At 44.9% G+C, this 15,919-nt stretch carries 6 protein-coding genes, 6 tRNA genes and 3 rRNA genes; 1 reads left to right on the top strand and 14 read right to left on the bottom strand.

Translation table 11 applies throughout. The annotated features are described in order from the left end of the window. Positions 1-80: 80 nt before the first annotated feature. The 14 genes from J7649_RS07680 to secA form a co-directional block, all read right to left on the bottom strand. Positions 81-1,532: an RNA polymerase factor sigma-54 gene (locus tag J7649_RS07680; protein WP_219307216.1), complete on the bottom strand. Its 1,452-nt coding sequence runs from the start codon at positions 1,530-1,532 to the stop codon at positions 81-83. Between the two features lie 181 nt (positions 1,533-1,713). Beyond that, positions 1,714-1,828, bottom strand: a 5S ribosomal RNA gene (rrf, locus tag J7649_RS07685). A gap of 192 nt (positions 1,829-2,020) precedes the next feature. Further along, positions 2,021-4,915, bottom strand: a 23S ribosomal RNA gene (locus J7649_RS07690). Between the two features lie 368 nt (positions 4,916-5,283). Continuing rightward, positions 5,284-5,359 (bottom strand) — tRNA-Ala (locus J7649_RS07695). Positions 5,360-5,407: 48 nt separating this feature from the next. After that, a tRNA-Ile gene (locus J7649_RS07700) sits at positions 5,408-5,484 on the bottom strand. Between the two features lie 60 nt (positions 5,485-5,544). Next, positions 5,545-7,082: ribosomal RNA gene (locus J7649_RS07705) — 16S ribosomal RNA — on the bottom strand. The 16S, 23S and 5S rRNA genes sit together here with 2 tRNA genes alongside, the layout of an rRNA operon. A 1,399-nt stretch (positions 7,083-8,481) precedes the next feature. Next, a tRNA-Pro gene (locus tag J7649_RS07710) sits at positions 8,482-8,558 on the bottom strand. Between the two features lie 17 nt (positions 8,559-8,575). Continuing rightward, positions 8,576-8,651: transfer RNA gene (locus tag J7649_RS07715), tRNA-His, on the bottom strand. Positions 8,652-8,684: 33 nt separating this feature from the next. After that, positions 8,685-8,761: transfer RNA gene (locus tag J7649_RS07720), tRNA-Arg, on the bottom strand. Between the two features lie 34 nt (positions 8,762-8,795). Continuing rightward, a tRNA-Pro gene (locus J7649_RS07725) sits at positions 8,796-8,872 on the bottom strand. Between the two features lie 151 nt (positions 8,873-9,023). Beyond that, positions 9,024-10,091 (bottom strand): quinolinate synthase NadA, encoded by a 1,068-nt coding sequence (nadA, locus tag J7649_RS07730; protein ID WP_219307218.1) that lies wholly within the window; start codon positions 10,089-10,091, stop codon positions 9,024-9,026. A gap of 153 nt (positions 10,092-10,244) precedes the next feature. Then, positions 10,245-11,465: a bifunctional glutamate N-acetyltransferase/amino-acid acetyltransferase ArgJ gene (gene argJ, locus J7649_RS07735; protein ID WP_005252791.1), complete on the bottom strand. Its 1,221-nt coding sequence runs from the start codon at positions 11,463-11,465 to the stop codon at positions 10,245-10,247. Positions 11,466-11,624: 159 nt separating this feature from the next. Continuing rightward, a complete protein-coding gene (locus tag J7649_RS07740; protein ID WP_005106111.1) occupies positions 11,625-11,978 on the bottom strand; it encodes a hypothetical protein in 354 nt (117 codons plus the stop codon). Positions 11,979-12,116: 138 nt separating this feature from the next. Continuing rightward, complete coding sequence (secA, locus tag J7649_RS07745) at positions 12,117-14,843, bottom strand: preprotein translocase subunit SecA (protein WP_219307220.1); 2,727 nt, start codon at positions 14,841-14,843, stop codon at positions 12,117-12,119. Between the two features lie 332 nt (positions 14,844-15,175). Between secA and J7649_RS07750 the strand changes: the two genes are divergently transcribed. After that, on the top strand, positions 15,176-15,817 hold the full coding sequence (locus J7649_RS07750) for a peroxiredoxin (RefSeq protein WP_219307231.1): 642 nt from the start codon (positions 15,176-15,178) through the stop codon (positions 15,815-15,817). Positions 15,818-15,919: the final 102 nt, after the last annotated feature.

Raw genomic sequence — 15,919 nt, forward strand, 5'->3', positions numbered from 1 at the left:
ATCAATCTTACTGATCCTCAAAAGAAAAAAGATTCATTATGTTGTCATAATGAATCTCTAGAATAGCCAGATTTCAAATTTTAGATCAAGACTTTTCGCTCAGAAGATGAAGGAATATGTAACGATTCACGATATTTCGCCACCGTACGTCGTGCCACATCAATGCCTTCATCTTTTAACATATTGGCAAGTGCATTATCAGACAGAGGCTTACGGGCATTTTCTTCGGAAATCAGTTTTTTGATTTTGGCACGGATAGCAGTAGAAGATGCTTCACCACCTGATGTAGTCCCGACATGACTCGAGAAGAAATATTTCAACTCGAACAATCCACGTGGGGTCAGCATATATTTATTGGTGGTTACACGAGAAACTGTAGATTCATGCAATTCGACTTCTTCGGCAATATCTCTTAAAACCAGAGGTTTCATGCCTTCCGCCCCAATTTCCAAGAACATTTTTTGATGTTCTACAATACAAGTCGCGACTTTCAATAATGTTTTATGCCGTTCATCGATACTTTTGATAAAGTTCTTCGCTTCCAGCATCTGATTACGCAGGTACTGATTATCATCGCTTTGATCTGCACGACGAATCATTTTGGCATAAAAAGAATTGACGCGTAACTTTGGCAGTACATCCGAGTTTAAATTGACTTGCCAGCAGTTATTCTTTTTCATCACCACAACATCTGGCACCTGATAATCCGATTCCTTGTTTTCAAATTCCAGACCTGGATGCGGTTTTAAGGTTTTTAGCAAATCTACAGCACAGCGCAACTGTTCTGGATTTAAGCCAGTCTGTTTGATCAGCTTAGGAAGCTCATTGGTAATCAACAATTCATAATGTTGCAGAAGTTTGATCGCATCATTTCGGCAAGGGGTTGACGCAGGTAAATTATCAAGTTGAACCAATAGGCATTCTGCCAAGCTTCTAGAACCTACACCTACCGGATCCAAACGCTGGATATGCTTTAATACAACGGCAACCTCATCATCTTCAATTTCTTCTTCAGACCCTATAGAAGAGAGTAAATGTTGTACCGATGCAGTAATTTCACTCAACTCTGCATCTAAAAAACCTTTGTCGTCTAAAGAATCCACGATGCAATAAGCGATTAATTTATCAACCTGTGAAAAATTCAACAGATTAATTTGTTCTAGCATATATTCTTGCAGGCTCTGATGTCCTTGACGATTATCTTCACGCTCTTCGAACTCGGCTGCCCCCAGACTTGTAGGTTGATGGGTATAAACATCATCCCAATCGGTATCTACAGGTAAGTCATCAGGAAGATGATCGGCGTTAAGTTGATTGGTTAGATCGTTATTTTCATTATTTGATTCAATTGTAGATAAGCTTTCAAGGGTAATTTGCTCTTCAACTTTTTCTAATAGAGGATTACTATCAAGTTGCAACTGAACTTCTTGTTCCAATTCCAGACTTGAAAGTTGTAATAGCCGAATTGCTTGCTGTAATTGTGGAGTTAATGACAGCGAGTTCGCAATTTTTATGCCCACTGATAATCTCATTGTTACCCCCCTTAATAGAAAATCCCGTTTTATAAGCAATTTTTATGCCGTTTTATTTTTTATAACACAGATTTACCAAAAAACATACAAACTGGATTTTAAATTTCTAGTCTTTTACGACTAATAATTTTTGAATAAAAAAATCCCCCTCTGCGTATGCGGAGGGGGATTTCGAATAATGAGCTGGCGATGACTTACTCTCACATGGGTAACCCCACACTACCATCAGCGCTAAGAGGTTTCACTTCTGAGTTCGGGAAGGGATCAGGTGGTTCACTCTTGCTATGGTCGCCAGCACAACTGTTTATGGATACTTGCTAGGTCTTATTGAGATGCCTTGCTTTCTACCAAATAGAATTCATTAACAGGTATATCTGAGTTGGGTATTTTGTTCTTTAGCGTTCACTAAATCAAGCTGTTTTGCTTAATATCGAATCAATTGATCCTCACTTCTTTCGAAGTTCGTACAACAACTGTTTGGGTGTTGTATAGTCAAGCCTCACGAGCAATTAGTATTGGTCAGCTTCACATATCACTATGCTTCCACATCCAACCTATCAACGTCGTAGTCTTCAACGGCTCTTTAGGAGACATAAAGTCTCGGGGAAATCTTATCTTGAGGTAGGCTTCCCGCTTAGATGCTTTCAGCGGTTATCCCTTCCGAACATAGCTACCCGGCGATGCCACTGGCGTGACAACCGGTACACCAGAGGTTCGTCCACTCTGGTCCTCTCGTACTAGGAGCAGATCCTCTCAAATTTCCAACGCCCACGGTAGATAGGGACCGAACTGTCTCACGACGTTCTAAACCCAGCTCGCGTACCTCTTTAAATGGCGAACAGCCATACCCTTGGGACCTGCTTCAGCCCCAGGATGAGATGAGCCGACATCGAGGTGCCAAACACCGCCGTCGATATGAACTCTTGGGCGGTATCAGCCTGTTATCCCCAGAGTACCTTTTATCCGTTGAGCGATGGCCCTTCCATACAGAACCACCGGATCACTAAGACCTACTTTCGTACCTGCTCGACTTGTGGGTCTCGCAGTTAAGCGCGCTTTTGCCTTTATACTCTACGCGTGATTTCCGACCACGCTGAGCGCACCTTCGTACTCCTCCGTTACTCTTTAGGAGGAGACCGCCCCAGTCAAACTACCCACCAGACATGGTCCTCGTCCCGGATAACGGGACAGAGTTAGAACCTCAATATTACCAGGGTGGTATTTCAAGGACGGCTCCATCGCAACTAGCGTCGCGACTTCAAAGCCTCCCACCTATCCTACACAAGTAAGATCAAAGTTCAATGTCAAGCTGCAGTAAAGGTTCACGGGGTCTTTCCGTCTAGCCGCGGGTACACCGCATCTTCACGGCGAATTCGATTTCACTGAGTCTCTGCTGGAGACAGCGCCCCCATCATTATGCCATTCGTGCAGGTCGGAACTTACCCGACAAGGAATTTCGCTACCTTAGGACCGTTATAGTTACGGCCGCCGTTTACTGGGGCTTCGATCAAGAGCTTCGCTTACGCTAACCCCATCAATTAACCTTCCAGCACCGGGCAGGCATCACACCCTATACGTCCACTTTCGTGTTTGCAGAGTGCTATGTTTTTAATAAACAGTTGCAGGGGCCTGGTTTCTGAGGCTGTCGCCCGCTCAAGGAGCAAGTCCTATCACCGACAACAGCGTACCTTCTCCCGAAGTTACGGTACCATTTTGCCTAGTTCCTTCAGCAGAGTTCTCTCAAGCGCTTTGGTCTACTCGACCTGACCACCTGTGTCGGTTTCGGGTACGATTCCTGTGTAACTGAAGCTTAGAGACTTTTCCTGGAAGCATGGTATCAGCCACTTCACTGTACAAGTACAGCTTGCTATCAGTTCTCAGCATAGAGTACCCCGGATTTGCCTAAGATACATGCCTACAACCTTCCACCTGGACAACCAACGCCAGGCTGACTTAACCTTCTCCGTCCTCTCATCGCATTACACAGAAGTATTGGAATATTAACCAATTTCCCATCGACTACGCCTCTCGGCCTCGCCTTAGGGGTCGACTCACCCAGCCCCGATTAACGTTGGACTGGAACCCTTGGTCTTTCAGCGTGCGAGTTTTTCACTCGCATTGTCGTTACTCACGTCAGCATTCGCACTTCTGATACCTCCAGCAGACTTCTCAATCCACCTTCATCGGCTTACAGAACGCTCCCCTACCACGCATAATAAATTATGCATCCGCAGCTTCGGCATATAGTTTTAGCCCCGTTACATCTTCCGCGCAGGCCGACTCGACTAGTGAGCTATTACGCTTTCTTTAAAGGGTGGCTGCTTCTAAGCCAACCTCCTAGCTGTCTATGCCTTCCCACATCGTTTCCCACTTAACTATAATTTTGGGGCCTTAGCTGGCGGTCTGGATTGTTTTCCTCTTGACTACGGACGTTAGCACCCGCAGTCTGTCTCCCGGATAGTACTCATTGGTATTCGGAGTTTGCATCGGTTTGGTAAGTCGGGATGACCCCCTAGCCGAAACAGTGCTCTACCCCCAATGGTATTCGTCCGAGGCGCTACCTAAATAGCTTTCGGGGAGAACCAGCTATCACCAAGTTTGATTAGCCTTTCACCCCTATCCACAAGTCATCCCCTGGCTTTTCAACGACAGTGGGTTCGGTCCTCCAGTTAGTGTTACCCAACCTTCAACCTGCTCATGGATAGATCACCTGGTTTCGGGTCTATACCCAGCAACTAAACGCCCTATTAAGACTCGGTTTCCCTACGGCTCCCCTATTCGGTTAACCTCGCTACTGAATATAAGTCGCTGACCCATTATACAAAAGGTACGCAGTCACCGGACTAAGCCGGCTCCCACTGCTTGTATGCATGCGGTTTCAGGATCTATTTCACTCCCCTCACAGGGGTTCTTTTCGCCTTTCCCTCACGGTACTGGTTCACTATCGGTCAGTCAGGAGTATTTAGCCTTGGAGGATGGTCCCCCCATATTCAGACAAGGTTTCACGTGCCTCGCCCTACTCGACATCATCATATAAGCCCTTTCGTGTACAGGACTATCACCGTCTACGGTCGCACTTCCCAGAGCGTTCCACTAGAACTTATATGACTTAATGGGCTCTTCCCCTTTCGCTCGCCGCTACTGAGGGAATCTCAATTGATTTCTTTTCCTAAGGGTACTGAGATGTTTCACTTCCCCTCGTTCGCCTTGCAACACTATGTATTCATGTTGCAATACCTACCTTATGGTAAGTGGGTTTCCCCATTCAGACATCTCCGGATCACAGGATATTTGCCGCCTCCCCGGAGCTTTTCGCAGGCTATCACGTCTTTCTTCGCCTCTGACTGCCAAGGCATCCACCACATGCACTTAATTACTTGACTATACAACCCCAAACAGTCGTTTATCCTTACAAGTAGGATAAGCAACAGATCGTGTCTTTCAACACTCTCATACAGTTGGCGTTTCGTAGATTTAACTACAGTACAGCTTCAATTAGATTCATATACCAAAACGCTTGATTCAGTTAATTTCGCTAGAACTCATTTCTTGTAGTTGCCTACTTGAAACGAGTTTGAACAAATTATTTCAACTCAAATATATTCTGTTAATGATTTTTCCAGCCTTCGTCAGGTCAGGAAACTGTGATAAATCACAGAGGTTAATAACAATGCCGCGCATTATACGCTGCTTTATCACTAAGCTCTATAAGCTATCTGATCGTTTGCTTATTACGTATCCGAAGGATACGTGGTGGAGACTAGGAGAGTCGAACTCCTGACCTCCTGCGTGCAAAGCAGGCGCTCTACCAACTAAGCTAAGTCCCCAGCTTATCAATAAGTCAATGTTTCTGATTTTCCGTACTTCGTCAGTAGTGGTGGGTCTGACAAGACTTGAACTTGTGACCCCACGCTTATCAAGCGTGTGCTCTAACCAACTGAGCTACAGACCCTCAGATACATCGTATGAAGAACAACTTGTTGTGGATTCTTACCAATCGTCAATCTTTCGTTAAGGAGGTGATCCAGCCGCAGGTTCCCCTACGGCTACCTTGTTACGACTTCACCCCAGTCATCTGCCACACCGTGGTAAGCGTCCCCCCTAAGGTTAGACTACCTACTTCTGGTGCAACAAACTCCCATGGTGTGACGGGCGGTGTGTACAAGGCCCGGGAACGTATTCACCGCGGCATTCTGATCCGCGATTACTAGCGATTCCGACTTCATGGAGTCGAGTTGCAGACTCCAATCCGGACTACGATCGGCTTTTTGAGATTAGCATCCTCTCGCGAGGTAGCAACCCTTTGTACCGACCATTGTAGCACGTGTGTAGCCCTGGTCGTAAGGGCCATGATGACTTGACGTCGTCCCCGCCTTCCTCCAGTTTGTCACTGGCAGTATCCTTAAAGTTCCCGGCTTAACCCGCTGGCAAATAAGGAAAAGGGTTGCGCTCGTTGCGGGACTTAACCCAACATCTCACGACACGAGCTGACGACAGCCATGCAGCACCTGTATGTAAGTTCCCGAAGGCACCAATCCATCTCTGGAAAGTTCTTACTATGTCAAGACCAGGTAAGGTTCTTCGCGTTGCATCGAATTAAACCACATGCTCCACCGCTTGTGCGGGCCCCCGTCAATTCATTTGAGTTTTAGTCTTGCGACCGTACTCCCCAGGCGGTCTACTTATCGCGTTAGCTGCGCCACTAAAGCCTCAAAGGCCCCAACGGCTAGTAGACATCGTTTACGGCATGGACTACCAGGGTATCTAATCCTGTTTGCTCCCCATGCTTTCGCACCTCAGTGTCAGTATTAGGCCAGATGGCTGCCTTCGCCATCGGTATTCCTCCAGATCTCTACGCATTTCACCGCTACACCTGGAATTCTACCATCCTCTCCCATACTCTAGCCAACCAGTATCGAATGCAATTCCCAAGTTAAGCTCGGGGATTTCACATTTGACTTAATTGGCCACCTACGCGCGCTTTACGCCCAGTAAATCCGATTAACGCTTGCACCCTCTGTATTACCGCGGCTGCTGGCACAGAGTTAGCCGGTGCTTATTCTGCGAGTAACGTCCACTATCCAAGAGTATTAATCTCGGTAGCCTCCTCCTCGCTTAAAGTGCTTTACAACCAAAAGGCCTTCTTCACACACGCGGCATGGCTGGATCAGGGTTCCCCCCATTGTCCAATATTCCCCACTGCTGCCTCCCGTAGGAGTCTGGGCCGTGTCTCAGTCCCAGTGTGGCGGATCATCCTCTCAGACCCGCTACAGATCGTCGCCTTGGTAGGCCTTTACCCCACCAACTAGCTAATCCGACTTAGGCTCATCTATTAGCGCAAGGCCCGAAGGTCCCCTGCTTTCTCCCGTAGGACGTATGCGGTATTAGCATCCCTTTCGAGATGTTGTCCCCCACTAATAGGCAGATTCCTAAGCATTACTCACCCGTCCGCCGCTAGGTAAAGTAGCAAGCTACTCTTCCCCGCTCGACTTGCATGTGTTAAGCCTGCCGCCAGCGTTCAATCTGAGCCATGATCAAACTCTTCAGTTTAATACTATGTAGTGCCTTAAAGGGCACCAATCTTGGCTCATCAATTTTCTGACAAATATTTCTCAAATAAACTTCGAGTAATTTCTACCATCAATCAATGAAAATAATTTCGATCAATCAACCAGTAAAAATCCACACAAGTTGTTCTTCATAATCTCTTAATGATCTTCTTGCTGATTCGTCACCAGCAAGCTAGGTCGGCTATATTACTCTCTATCTCTAGAAAGTCAACCAGTAATGAAAACTATTTTTAAACTTTATTTCTAAAACCCAACTCAATCAAACTTAACTAAGTCACTGTTTTATCAGAAGTTTTAATCTTCATCACCGCCGATGGATGTGCATTCTACAGCATTTCAGAACGCTTGCAACACCTATTTTTAAATAATTCAGCAAAAATATCACGACTGTTTATTTATTCTACAAAAATCGCACTTTTCTTCATTTCTTGAGCAGTAAAGGGACTGAATCAGTTTAAATCCATCCATGTTTTTTTTATTTAAGAAATGTTTTGGATTAAAAGTTTTAATCTTTATTAAAAATTTAGACCTAAAATTAACCTTAAGGCAATACAATACAGGATAAACATGAATAACTTTGCTACTGCATGCACTTCTCTGGTTTAGAGTTAATCAAAATATTTATACATAGCAAGATCAACCCCATAAATAGTGACAATACAGCATGCAACATGCTCACCTCATAGATCACCACGCCCAAACAAGGAAGCAAAATAAAAAAGCCCAGCCCACATAAGGTCATGTATCGCGCTTGACCAATCTGGCACTGAGAAACGCCTTGCAATCGCATAAAGCAATTTTGCTGTAAAAATTTACTTTTCAGTTCAACCTGTAACTCAGCCACCAAATACACAAGAATGGAGATAGTGAAACTAAGGAAAAATACATTTTGTTTACCTCCTTCCCATTGAATCCATAAAAATTATCAAAAATCACTCCTGTACTTACTATGGGAATGATTATTACAGGCAATATTACACATACAGCCAAAATTAAACGCTTGCCTAATTCAGCTGGTTGAAAGAGCTGCCTGAGATAGATACGAACTAAATTCTTATATAGAGTGGGTGCGTGATGTAAGCGCATTGAATTGAGTTGAATAGATAGATTGATTGGCTTTATCAACCGGTTTTGATACAAGGCTCTTAATGCAAATGTAATAAATAAAATCGAGCTAAGTCAGACACTAAACCACCTCTTATTGTTTTAAATAAATGATTAGAAGCATAAAAACAAATATCGATGATTATTTATACAATCGCAAGATTTTTATAATGATTTTCATGTAAGAGTAAAATTATTTTTAGAGTATTATCAAATTTCAGGCATAAAAAAACCGCTTAACGCGGTATCTTTTATCTCGACCATCTTGAAGGAGATGGTCGGAGCAGTAGGATTCGAACCTACGACCCCCTGGTCCCAAACCAGGTGCACTACCAGGCTGTGCTATGCTCCGATTTCAACTTTTAAAGTTGGGGTGAATGACGGGATTCGAACCCGCGACAACTGGAATCACAATCCAGGGCTCTACCAACTGAGCTACATCCACCATCATTTTGATTCTTAAAATCAAGCGACCAAATGGCGCGCCTGACAGGATTCGAACCTGTGACCATCCGCTTAGAAGGCGGATGCTCTATCCAACTGAGCTACAAGCGCGTTACTGATGCAAACATCATTTGCCTTGAAGAATTGGTCGGAGCAGTAGGATTCGAACCTACGACCCCCTGGTCCCAAACCAGGTGCACTACCAGGCTGTGCTATGCTCCGATTCATCTCAGCTTTCGTATCGAACATCGTTCGGTACGGTGTGCATTCTAGGCGCGACGCCCGGAGACGTCAACACCTATATTTAAAAAAAACCGAAAAAACGCTTCAAGCGTTTATTTATCAATCGCTTCAGACATTTTTTATACAAATTTTAACGTTTTAGTCCGGCACTAAAGTTCAGCATGCGATCTAGAGGCAGTTTAGCTCGTTCAGCAAGTACCGGATCGACATGCACTTCCTGATCTTTATGCTGTAACACATGCAAGATACCATCCAGCTCGTTCATGGCCATCCAAGGACAATGCGCACAAGAACGACAAGTTGCCCCCTCTCCTGCGGTTGGTGCTTCAATCAGAATTTTATCCGGCACTGCCTGCTGCATTTTATAAAAAATACCGCGATCAGTAGCTACGATTAAACGTTGATGTGGCAAAGTCTGCGCTGCTTTAATCAGTTGCGAAGTGCTACCCACGGCATCAGCAATCTCGACTACAGACATCGGTGATTCAGGATGTACCAGAACCGCAGCATCTGGATAGAGTGCTTTCATATTGGCAATACCGCGTGAACGGAATTCTTCATGCACGATACAGGCACCATCCCAGAGCAACATCTCTGCACCGGTTTTTTTCTGGATATAACGACCCAGATGCTGATCGGGTGCCCAGATGATTTTTTCGCCCAGACTGTCCAGATGTTCGATAATTTCCACTGCACAACTTGAAGTGACGACCCAATCGGCTCGGGCTTTCACGGCCGCTGACGTGTTGGCATAAACCACCACGGTATGATCCGGGTGCGCATCGCAAAAAGCGGTAAACTCATCGACAGGACAACCTAAGTCCAGTGAACAGGTCGCTTCCAAAGTTGGCATCAGCACGGTTTTATTGGGTGAAAGAATTTTAGAGGTTTCGCCCATAAATTTCACACCAGCTACCACAAGCGTTGAAGCTGGATGATCGCGACCAAAACGCGCCATTTCCAGTGAATCGGAAACACAGCCACCGGTCAGTTCAGCCAGTTCTTGCACTTCAGGATCACAATAATAATGCGCCACCAAAACAGCATCCTGTTTTTCCAGCTCTGCCTTGATCTGTGCAAATTTGTCCAATTTTTCCTGCTGGCTCATTTGATGTTCTTGTGGAACACCTAAACGATCTAAATGCGCCTGCACAATCGATTTAGCTTCATTGGCTATTAATTTGGTCGCATCATTCATCACAATTCTTACTCTACCCTCATGGTTCACTATTCAATGAACCTTTCACCCTACATCCCGGTCAGCTCTGGCGAAATGCTATTTTTGACCAGTCATTAAAAATCATTAAGTATAAAAAAAGCCCCACAACGGAGGCTTTAGAAACGATCTGAATTATGAGCGATAATCTGCATTGATTTTTACGTAGTCATACGACAGGTCACAGGTATAAACCGTATCTTTTGCCTGACCTCGTCCAAGATCAACACGAATCGTCATTTCAGCCTGGGCCATCACACGTGCACCGGCTGCTTCAGTATAGTCTGCTGCCGCACCACCATCTTTGCAGATTTGTACATCATCTAACCAAACCTGAATTTTTGCAACGTCTAAATTTGGCACACCGGCATAACCAATCGCTGCCAGAATACGGCCCCAGTTTGGGTCAGAAGCAAAGATTGCGGTTTTGACCAGCGGTGAATGCGCAATGCTATAGGCAATATCGCAGCACTCTTGAGTATTGCCACCACCTTCTACAGTCACGGTAATGAATTTAGTCGCACCTTCACCATCACGTACAATCAGTTGCGCAAGGCGTTTCATGGTACGTGTCAATACGTCTAGCACCACTGCATAACGTGGATCTTCAGTCGAAGTGATTTCAGCACCACCGGCCTGACCTGTGGCAATAAAAATACACGAGTCATTAGTTGAGGTATCGCCATCAATTGTAATACGGTTAAACGATACATTGACTGTTTCAGTTAATAACTGTTGAACCAGTTCACGGCTGATCGGTGTATCCGTCGCAACATAGCCCAGCATGGTCGCCATATTCGGGCGAATCATGCCTGCACCTTTGGAAATACCGGTCATGGTATAAGTCACACCATCCAGCTCGAACTGTTCTGACGCACCTTTCGGAGTGGTATCTGTGGTCATGATTCCAGTCGCTGCATCGCCCCAGGCATCATCACGCAATGAATCCAGCGCAGGCTGTAAACCTGTAAGCAAACGCTCCATTGGAAGCTGCTCACCAATCACACCAGTCGAGAATGGCAACACTTCAGCAGCCTGTACGCCTGCAAGTTCAGCTAACTTGGCACAGGTGGCTTCTGCATTTGCCATGCCTGTAGGACCTGTTCCTGCATTGGCATTGCCGGTATTGATTACCAGGTAACGTGGATTTCCCGCTTGCAAATGTGCTTTGGATACATGCACAGGTGCTGCACAAAAGGCATTCTGGGTAAACACCCCAGCAACATTGGAGCCTGCAGCCAGTTCAAATATCACCAGGTCACGTCGGTTCTGATAGCGCACATAGGCTTCAGCCGAACCAATTTTAACCCCTTTCACCACATGCATCTGTGGCATAGATACGTCACCAACTGCCATTTTAAAGTCCAATATTGAAGTTTTAGAAAAATACAGCTTAGTTGATCTGCAACAAAAAATCGAGCCAAAGCCTGAGCCAGCCTGAGATTTGTTATGGGTTTTCACAATAAAAAACCAGTCATCAAGACTGGTTTCTACGTTTTTAAAATTAAGATATTTTTAATTTTGTGCAAGTTGTCCAGATTCGCTTAGTAAAGCCTGTTTCGCTTGTTGTTGACTTGCACTAGAAAGTGCAGGATTAGTAGCAACAATACGGTCTGCATTTGCCGCATTAGCAGCTGCAATCGCAGCGGTCTGCAACACAATCGGACGATTCTGATTGGCAAAGGTATAACGGATGCCGGTACGTGGGCTTGCCACAGTCACTTGTGCATCGGTACGTTGTACTTGAGCAGTAGTCGTACCCACCGCTTGCTGAACTTTATCAATTGTTGTAGTCGCTGCAGTTTGTGCAAAACTTAAGGCAGGTGTTGCCAAAGCGGCAATTATGAGCGTTTTTAATACTTTTTTCATTCAGGTTATTCCACTTTGAGGTGTTGAATGAGCCATTAAATAGCATTTAATTCCTAAGACTGCAAACAGTATTCAATTTCTGAAAAATCTTCATACATAAAAAAATCAGAGCCATGGGGCTCTGATTTTTAATAGCGTTTAGATCTTGCCATGACACTGTTTGTATTTCAGACCTGAACCACATGGACAAGGCGCATTACGACTTGCCGGTGCTTCAAAGACTGGTGCTACAGGATTCGCCTGAGCATTTTGCTCGGTCGTCACCTCATGTTCACCTGCCAGCAAGCCGTCAAACTCTTCATGAGATAACTGCAAACGCATTGCCTCAGCCTGTGCCTGCTGCTGTGCTTCCATTTCCGCTAGCTCTTCAGGGGTCGGTACGTGAATGCGCGACAGATCTGTCACGACATCGGATTTGATCGTACCGAGCATATTTACAAACAGGTTATAAGCTTCTTTTTTGTATTCCTGCTCTGGATTCTTCTGCGCATAACCACGCAAATGAATGCCCTGACGCAAGTAATCCATAGCCGCCAGATGCTCTTTCCAATGACGGTCCAGAGAATTCAGCATAAAGTGACGTTCAAGCGAAGCTGCAGATTCCTCACCCATTTGTTCACGACGTGAACGGTAGCGATTCAGCACTTCATCGGTAATGCGCACCACCAAAGCTTCTTCATCCAGACGACGGTCCTGTTCCAGCCATTGTCCGATAGGAAGATCCATCGAAAGATCCTCACGCAGCGCCAGTTCCAGACCTTCAATATCCCACTGGTCATGAATCGATTCAGGTGGAATATAGTTGGCGATTACACCTTGCATCACTTCACGGATCATTTCTTCAATATAATCCTGCAGTGAATTTTCTGCCAGAATGTCATCACGCTGACTATAAATGATCTTACGCTGTTCGTTATTGACGTCATCGTATTTCAGCAAGTTCTTACGAATATCGAAGTTACGTGCTTCCACTTTACGCTGCGCATTTTCAATCGAACGAGACACCATTTTGTGCTCAATCGCTTCATCTTCCTGCAAGCCCATGGCACGCATCATTCCAACCACGCGATCACCGGCGAAAATACGCATCAAGTCATCTTCAAGTGACAGATAGAAACGCGACACACCTGGGTCACCCTGACGACCGGCACGGCCACGCAGCTGATTATCGATACGGCGTGATTCATGACGCTCGGAACCGATAATATGCAAACCGCCAGAATCCAGCACGGCCTGGTGATTAACATCCCATTCTGCTTTCAGACGCGTTTCATCTTCAGGAGTCGGGTTTTCAATTTTAGCCAGCAACGCCTTCCAGTTACCACCGAGCAAAATATCGGTACCACGACCGGCCATGTTGGTGGCAATCGTCACTGCACGTGGTGCACCGGCCTGCGCAATAATATCGGCTTCACGTTCGTGCTGTTTGGCATTCAGTACTTCATGCTGGATACCTGCAGCTTTTAGCTTATCCGACAGGATCTCAGAAGCTTCAATGGTGGCTGTACCAATCAAAATTGGTGCAACACCAGATTCATGTACACGCTGAATTTCTTGAATAATCGCGTTATATTTCCCTTCACGATTTAAGTAAATTAAATCGTTATGGTCTTGACGAATCATTGGACGGTGGGTCGGAATCAGCACCACATCCAGACCATAAATTTCTTTCATTTCCGCTGCTTCAGTATCAGCAGTACCGGTCATACCGGACAGTTTCTTATACAAACGGAAATAGTTCTGGAAGGTTGTGGTTGCCAGTGTCTGGTTTTCTGGTTGGATTTCCAGACCTTCTTTGGCTTCTACGGCTTGATGCAAACCTTCAGACCAGCGACGTCCCGGCATGGTACGACCGGTATTTTCATCGACAATAATCACTTCACCATCATTGATGATGTATTGCACATTGCGTTGATAGAGATAATGCGCACGGATCGCTGCAGTGACATGATGCAACAGGTTCAGGTTCGACGCTGAATACAAGCTCTCGCCTTCTGCCAACAAGCCCATTTCAATCAGTTCACTTTCAATGGTTTCAAAACCCACTTCAGTAATTTCAACTGAACGCTGTTTTTCATCAATCCAGAAGTGACCGCCATCCGGCACTTTCTCTTCTTTCTGTGCCTGTAATTTTGGTGGAATATTATTGATGGCTGCATAAAGCTGTGAAGAATCTTCACTTTGACCGGAAATAATCAACGGGGTACGCGCTTCATCAATCAGGATCGAATCGACCTCATCGATAATGGCATAGGTCAAACCACGCTGCTTTTTCTCAGCCAGCGAGAACACCATGTTGTCACGCAGGTAATCAAAGCCGAATTCGTTATTGGTACCATACGTAATGTCGGCACGATAAGCTTCCGCTTTTTCCATCGGATTTTGCATGGAATAAATAATGCCGATGCTTAAACCCAAAAACTCGAATAATGGACGGTTTAACTCGGCATCACGTTGCGCCAGGTAATCGTTCACGGTAATGACATGTACACCTTGGCCACTGATAGCATTCAGATAACAGGCCAAAGTACCCATCAGGGTTTTACCTTCACCGGTACGCATTTCTGCGATTTTGCCTTCGTGCAAGGTAATACCACCGATCAGCTGCACGTCATAATGACGCATGCCCATCACCCGCTTTGCGGCTTCACGACAGACTGCAAATGCTTCAGGCAGTAATTTATCGAGGGTTTCACCCTTATTATATCGTTGTTTGAATTCTTCAGTTTTTGCAGATAAGTCTGCATCGCTCAGGGTAGATATCGTCGGCTCGAGCACATTAATCTTGTCTACGATTTTACGCATGCGTTTGAGTTCGCGCTCATTTTTGGTACCGAAGATTCCTCCGATCAGACTTGCCAACATGAATAGACTCTCTAAATCTTGCTTGTCAAATGAATATGTTCTTAGTCGTTATTATGGTGCTAGAAATTTGAACTACAAGGGTTTTGCTGTAAAACCGCTAAAAAAATCTGATCCTTAGTTCTAGCCCTAAGATCTAAGGCAAAGTAATGTAGCAAATTTTCCCTGTGCAACATAGTCAATTAAGTGACTGATTTTTGCGCTTCTGGATAGATGGATATACCACTTATGCAATTTAATCATAAAGAAAGCAAAAAACACTATTTTTAATCATAAAAAATTTGGTTCATATTAAATCCTATCTCGACATTAAAAGACCAATTGAGGCTAAAAAGATGAGTTTACGTTTAGGCGATACCGCACCGAATTTTGAACAACAATCCAGTGAAGGCCTGATTAATTTTTATGATTTTCTGGGTGATAGCTGGGGCATTTTATTTTCACACCCTGCCGACTATACACCGGTATGTACGACTGAACTTGGCTATACCGCAAAACTGAAAGATGAGTTTGCAAAACGTGGTGTTAAAGCGATTGCCTTGTCAGTTGATGATGTGGAGTCGCATCATGGCTGGATTAAAGATATTAATGAAACCCAGAACGCCACGGTGAATTTCCCGATCATTGCCGATCAGGATCGTAAAGTTTCCGAGCTATATGACTTTATTCATCCAAATGCCAGCGAAACGCTAACAGTTCGTTCTTTAGTGGTCGTTGATCCCAATAAAAAAGTCCGTTTGATTATTACTTATCCTGCATCGACCGGCCGTAATTTCCATGAAATCTTGCGTGTGGTGGACTCCCTGCAACTCACCGATAGCCATAAAGTAGCAACGCCTGCGAACTGGCAGCATGGCGATGATGTGGTGATTGTTCCCTCACTGAAAGATGAAGAAGAAATCAAGCAACGTTTTCCAAAAGGTTATACCGCGGTTAAACCTTATTTACGCCTCACGCCCCATCCTGAGCAAAATTAAAAGGACTCCTTTTTAATTTTGCGAAAGACAAGCAAAGTAAAGGATAAGAGAAACTCTATTTTCCACATTTTATGCTTTATCGAATACGACATTGACGTGCCA

The sequence above is a fragment of the Acinetobacter lwoffii genome, assembly GCF_019343495.1.
Lineage (GTDB): Bacteria > Pseudomonadota > Gammaproteobacteria > Pseudomonadales > Moraxellaceae > Acinetobacter > Acinetobacter lwoffii_P.

Coding starts and splice junctions, on each gene's coding strand:
- J7649_RS07680 (WP_219307216.1), bottom strand. CDS start 1,532: ATGAGATTATCAGTGGGCATAAAAATTGCGAACTCGCTGTCATTAACT.
- J7649_RS07740 (WP_005106111.1), bottom strand. CDS start 11,978: ATGAAAAAAGTATTAAAAACGCTCATAATTGCCGCTTTGGCAACACCT.
- secA (WP_219307220.1), bottom strand. CDS start 14,843: ATGTTGGCAAGTCTGATCGGAGGAATCTTCGGTACCAAAAATGAGCGC.
- nadA (WP_219307218.1), bottom strand. CDS start 10,091: ATGAATGATGCGACCAAATTAATAGCCAATGAAGCTAAATCGATTGTG.
- argJ (WP_005252791.1), bottom strand. CDS start 11,465: ATGGCAGTTGGTGACGTATCTATGCCACAGATGCATGTGGTGAAAGGG.
- J7649_RS07750 (WP_219307231.1), top strand. CDS start 15,176: ATGAGTTTACGTTTAGGCGATACCGCACCGAATTTTGAACAACAATCC.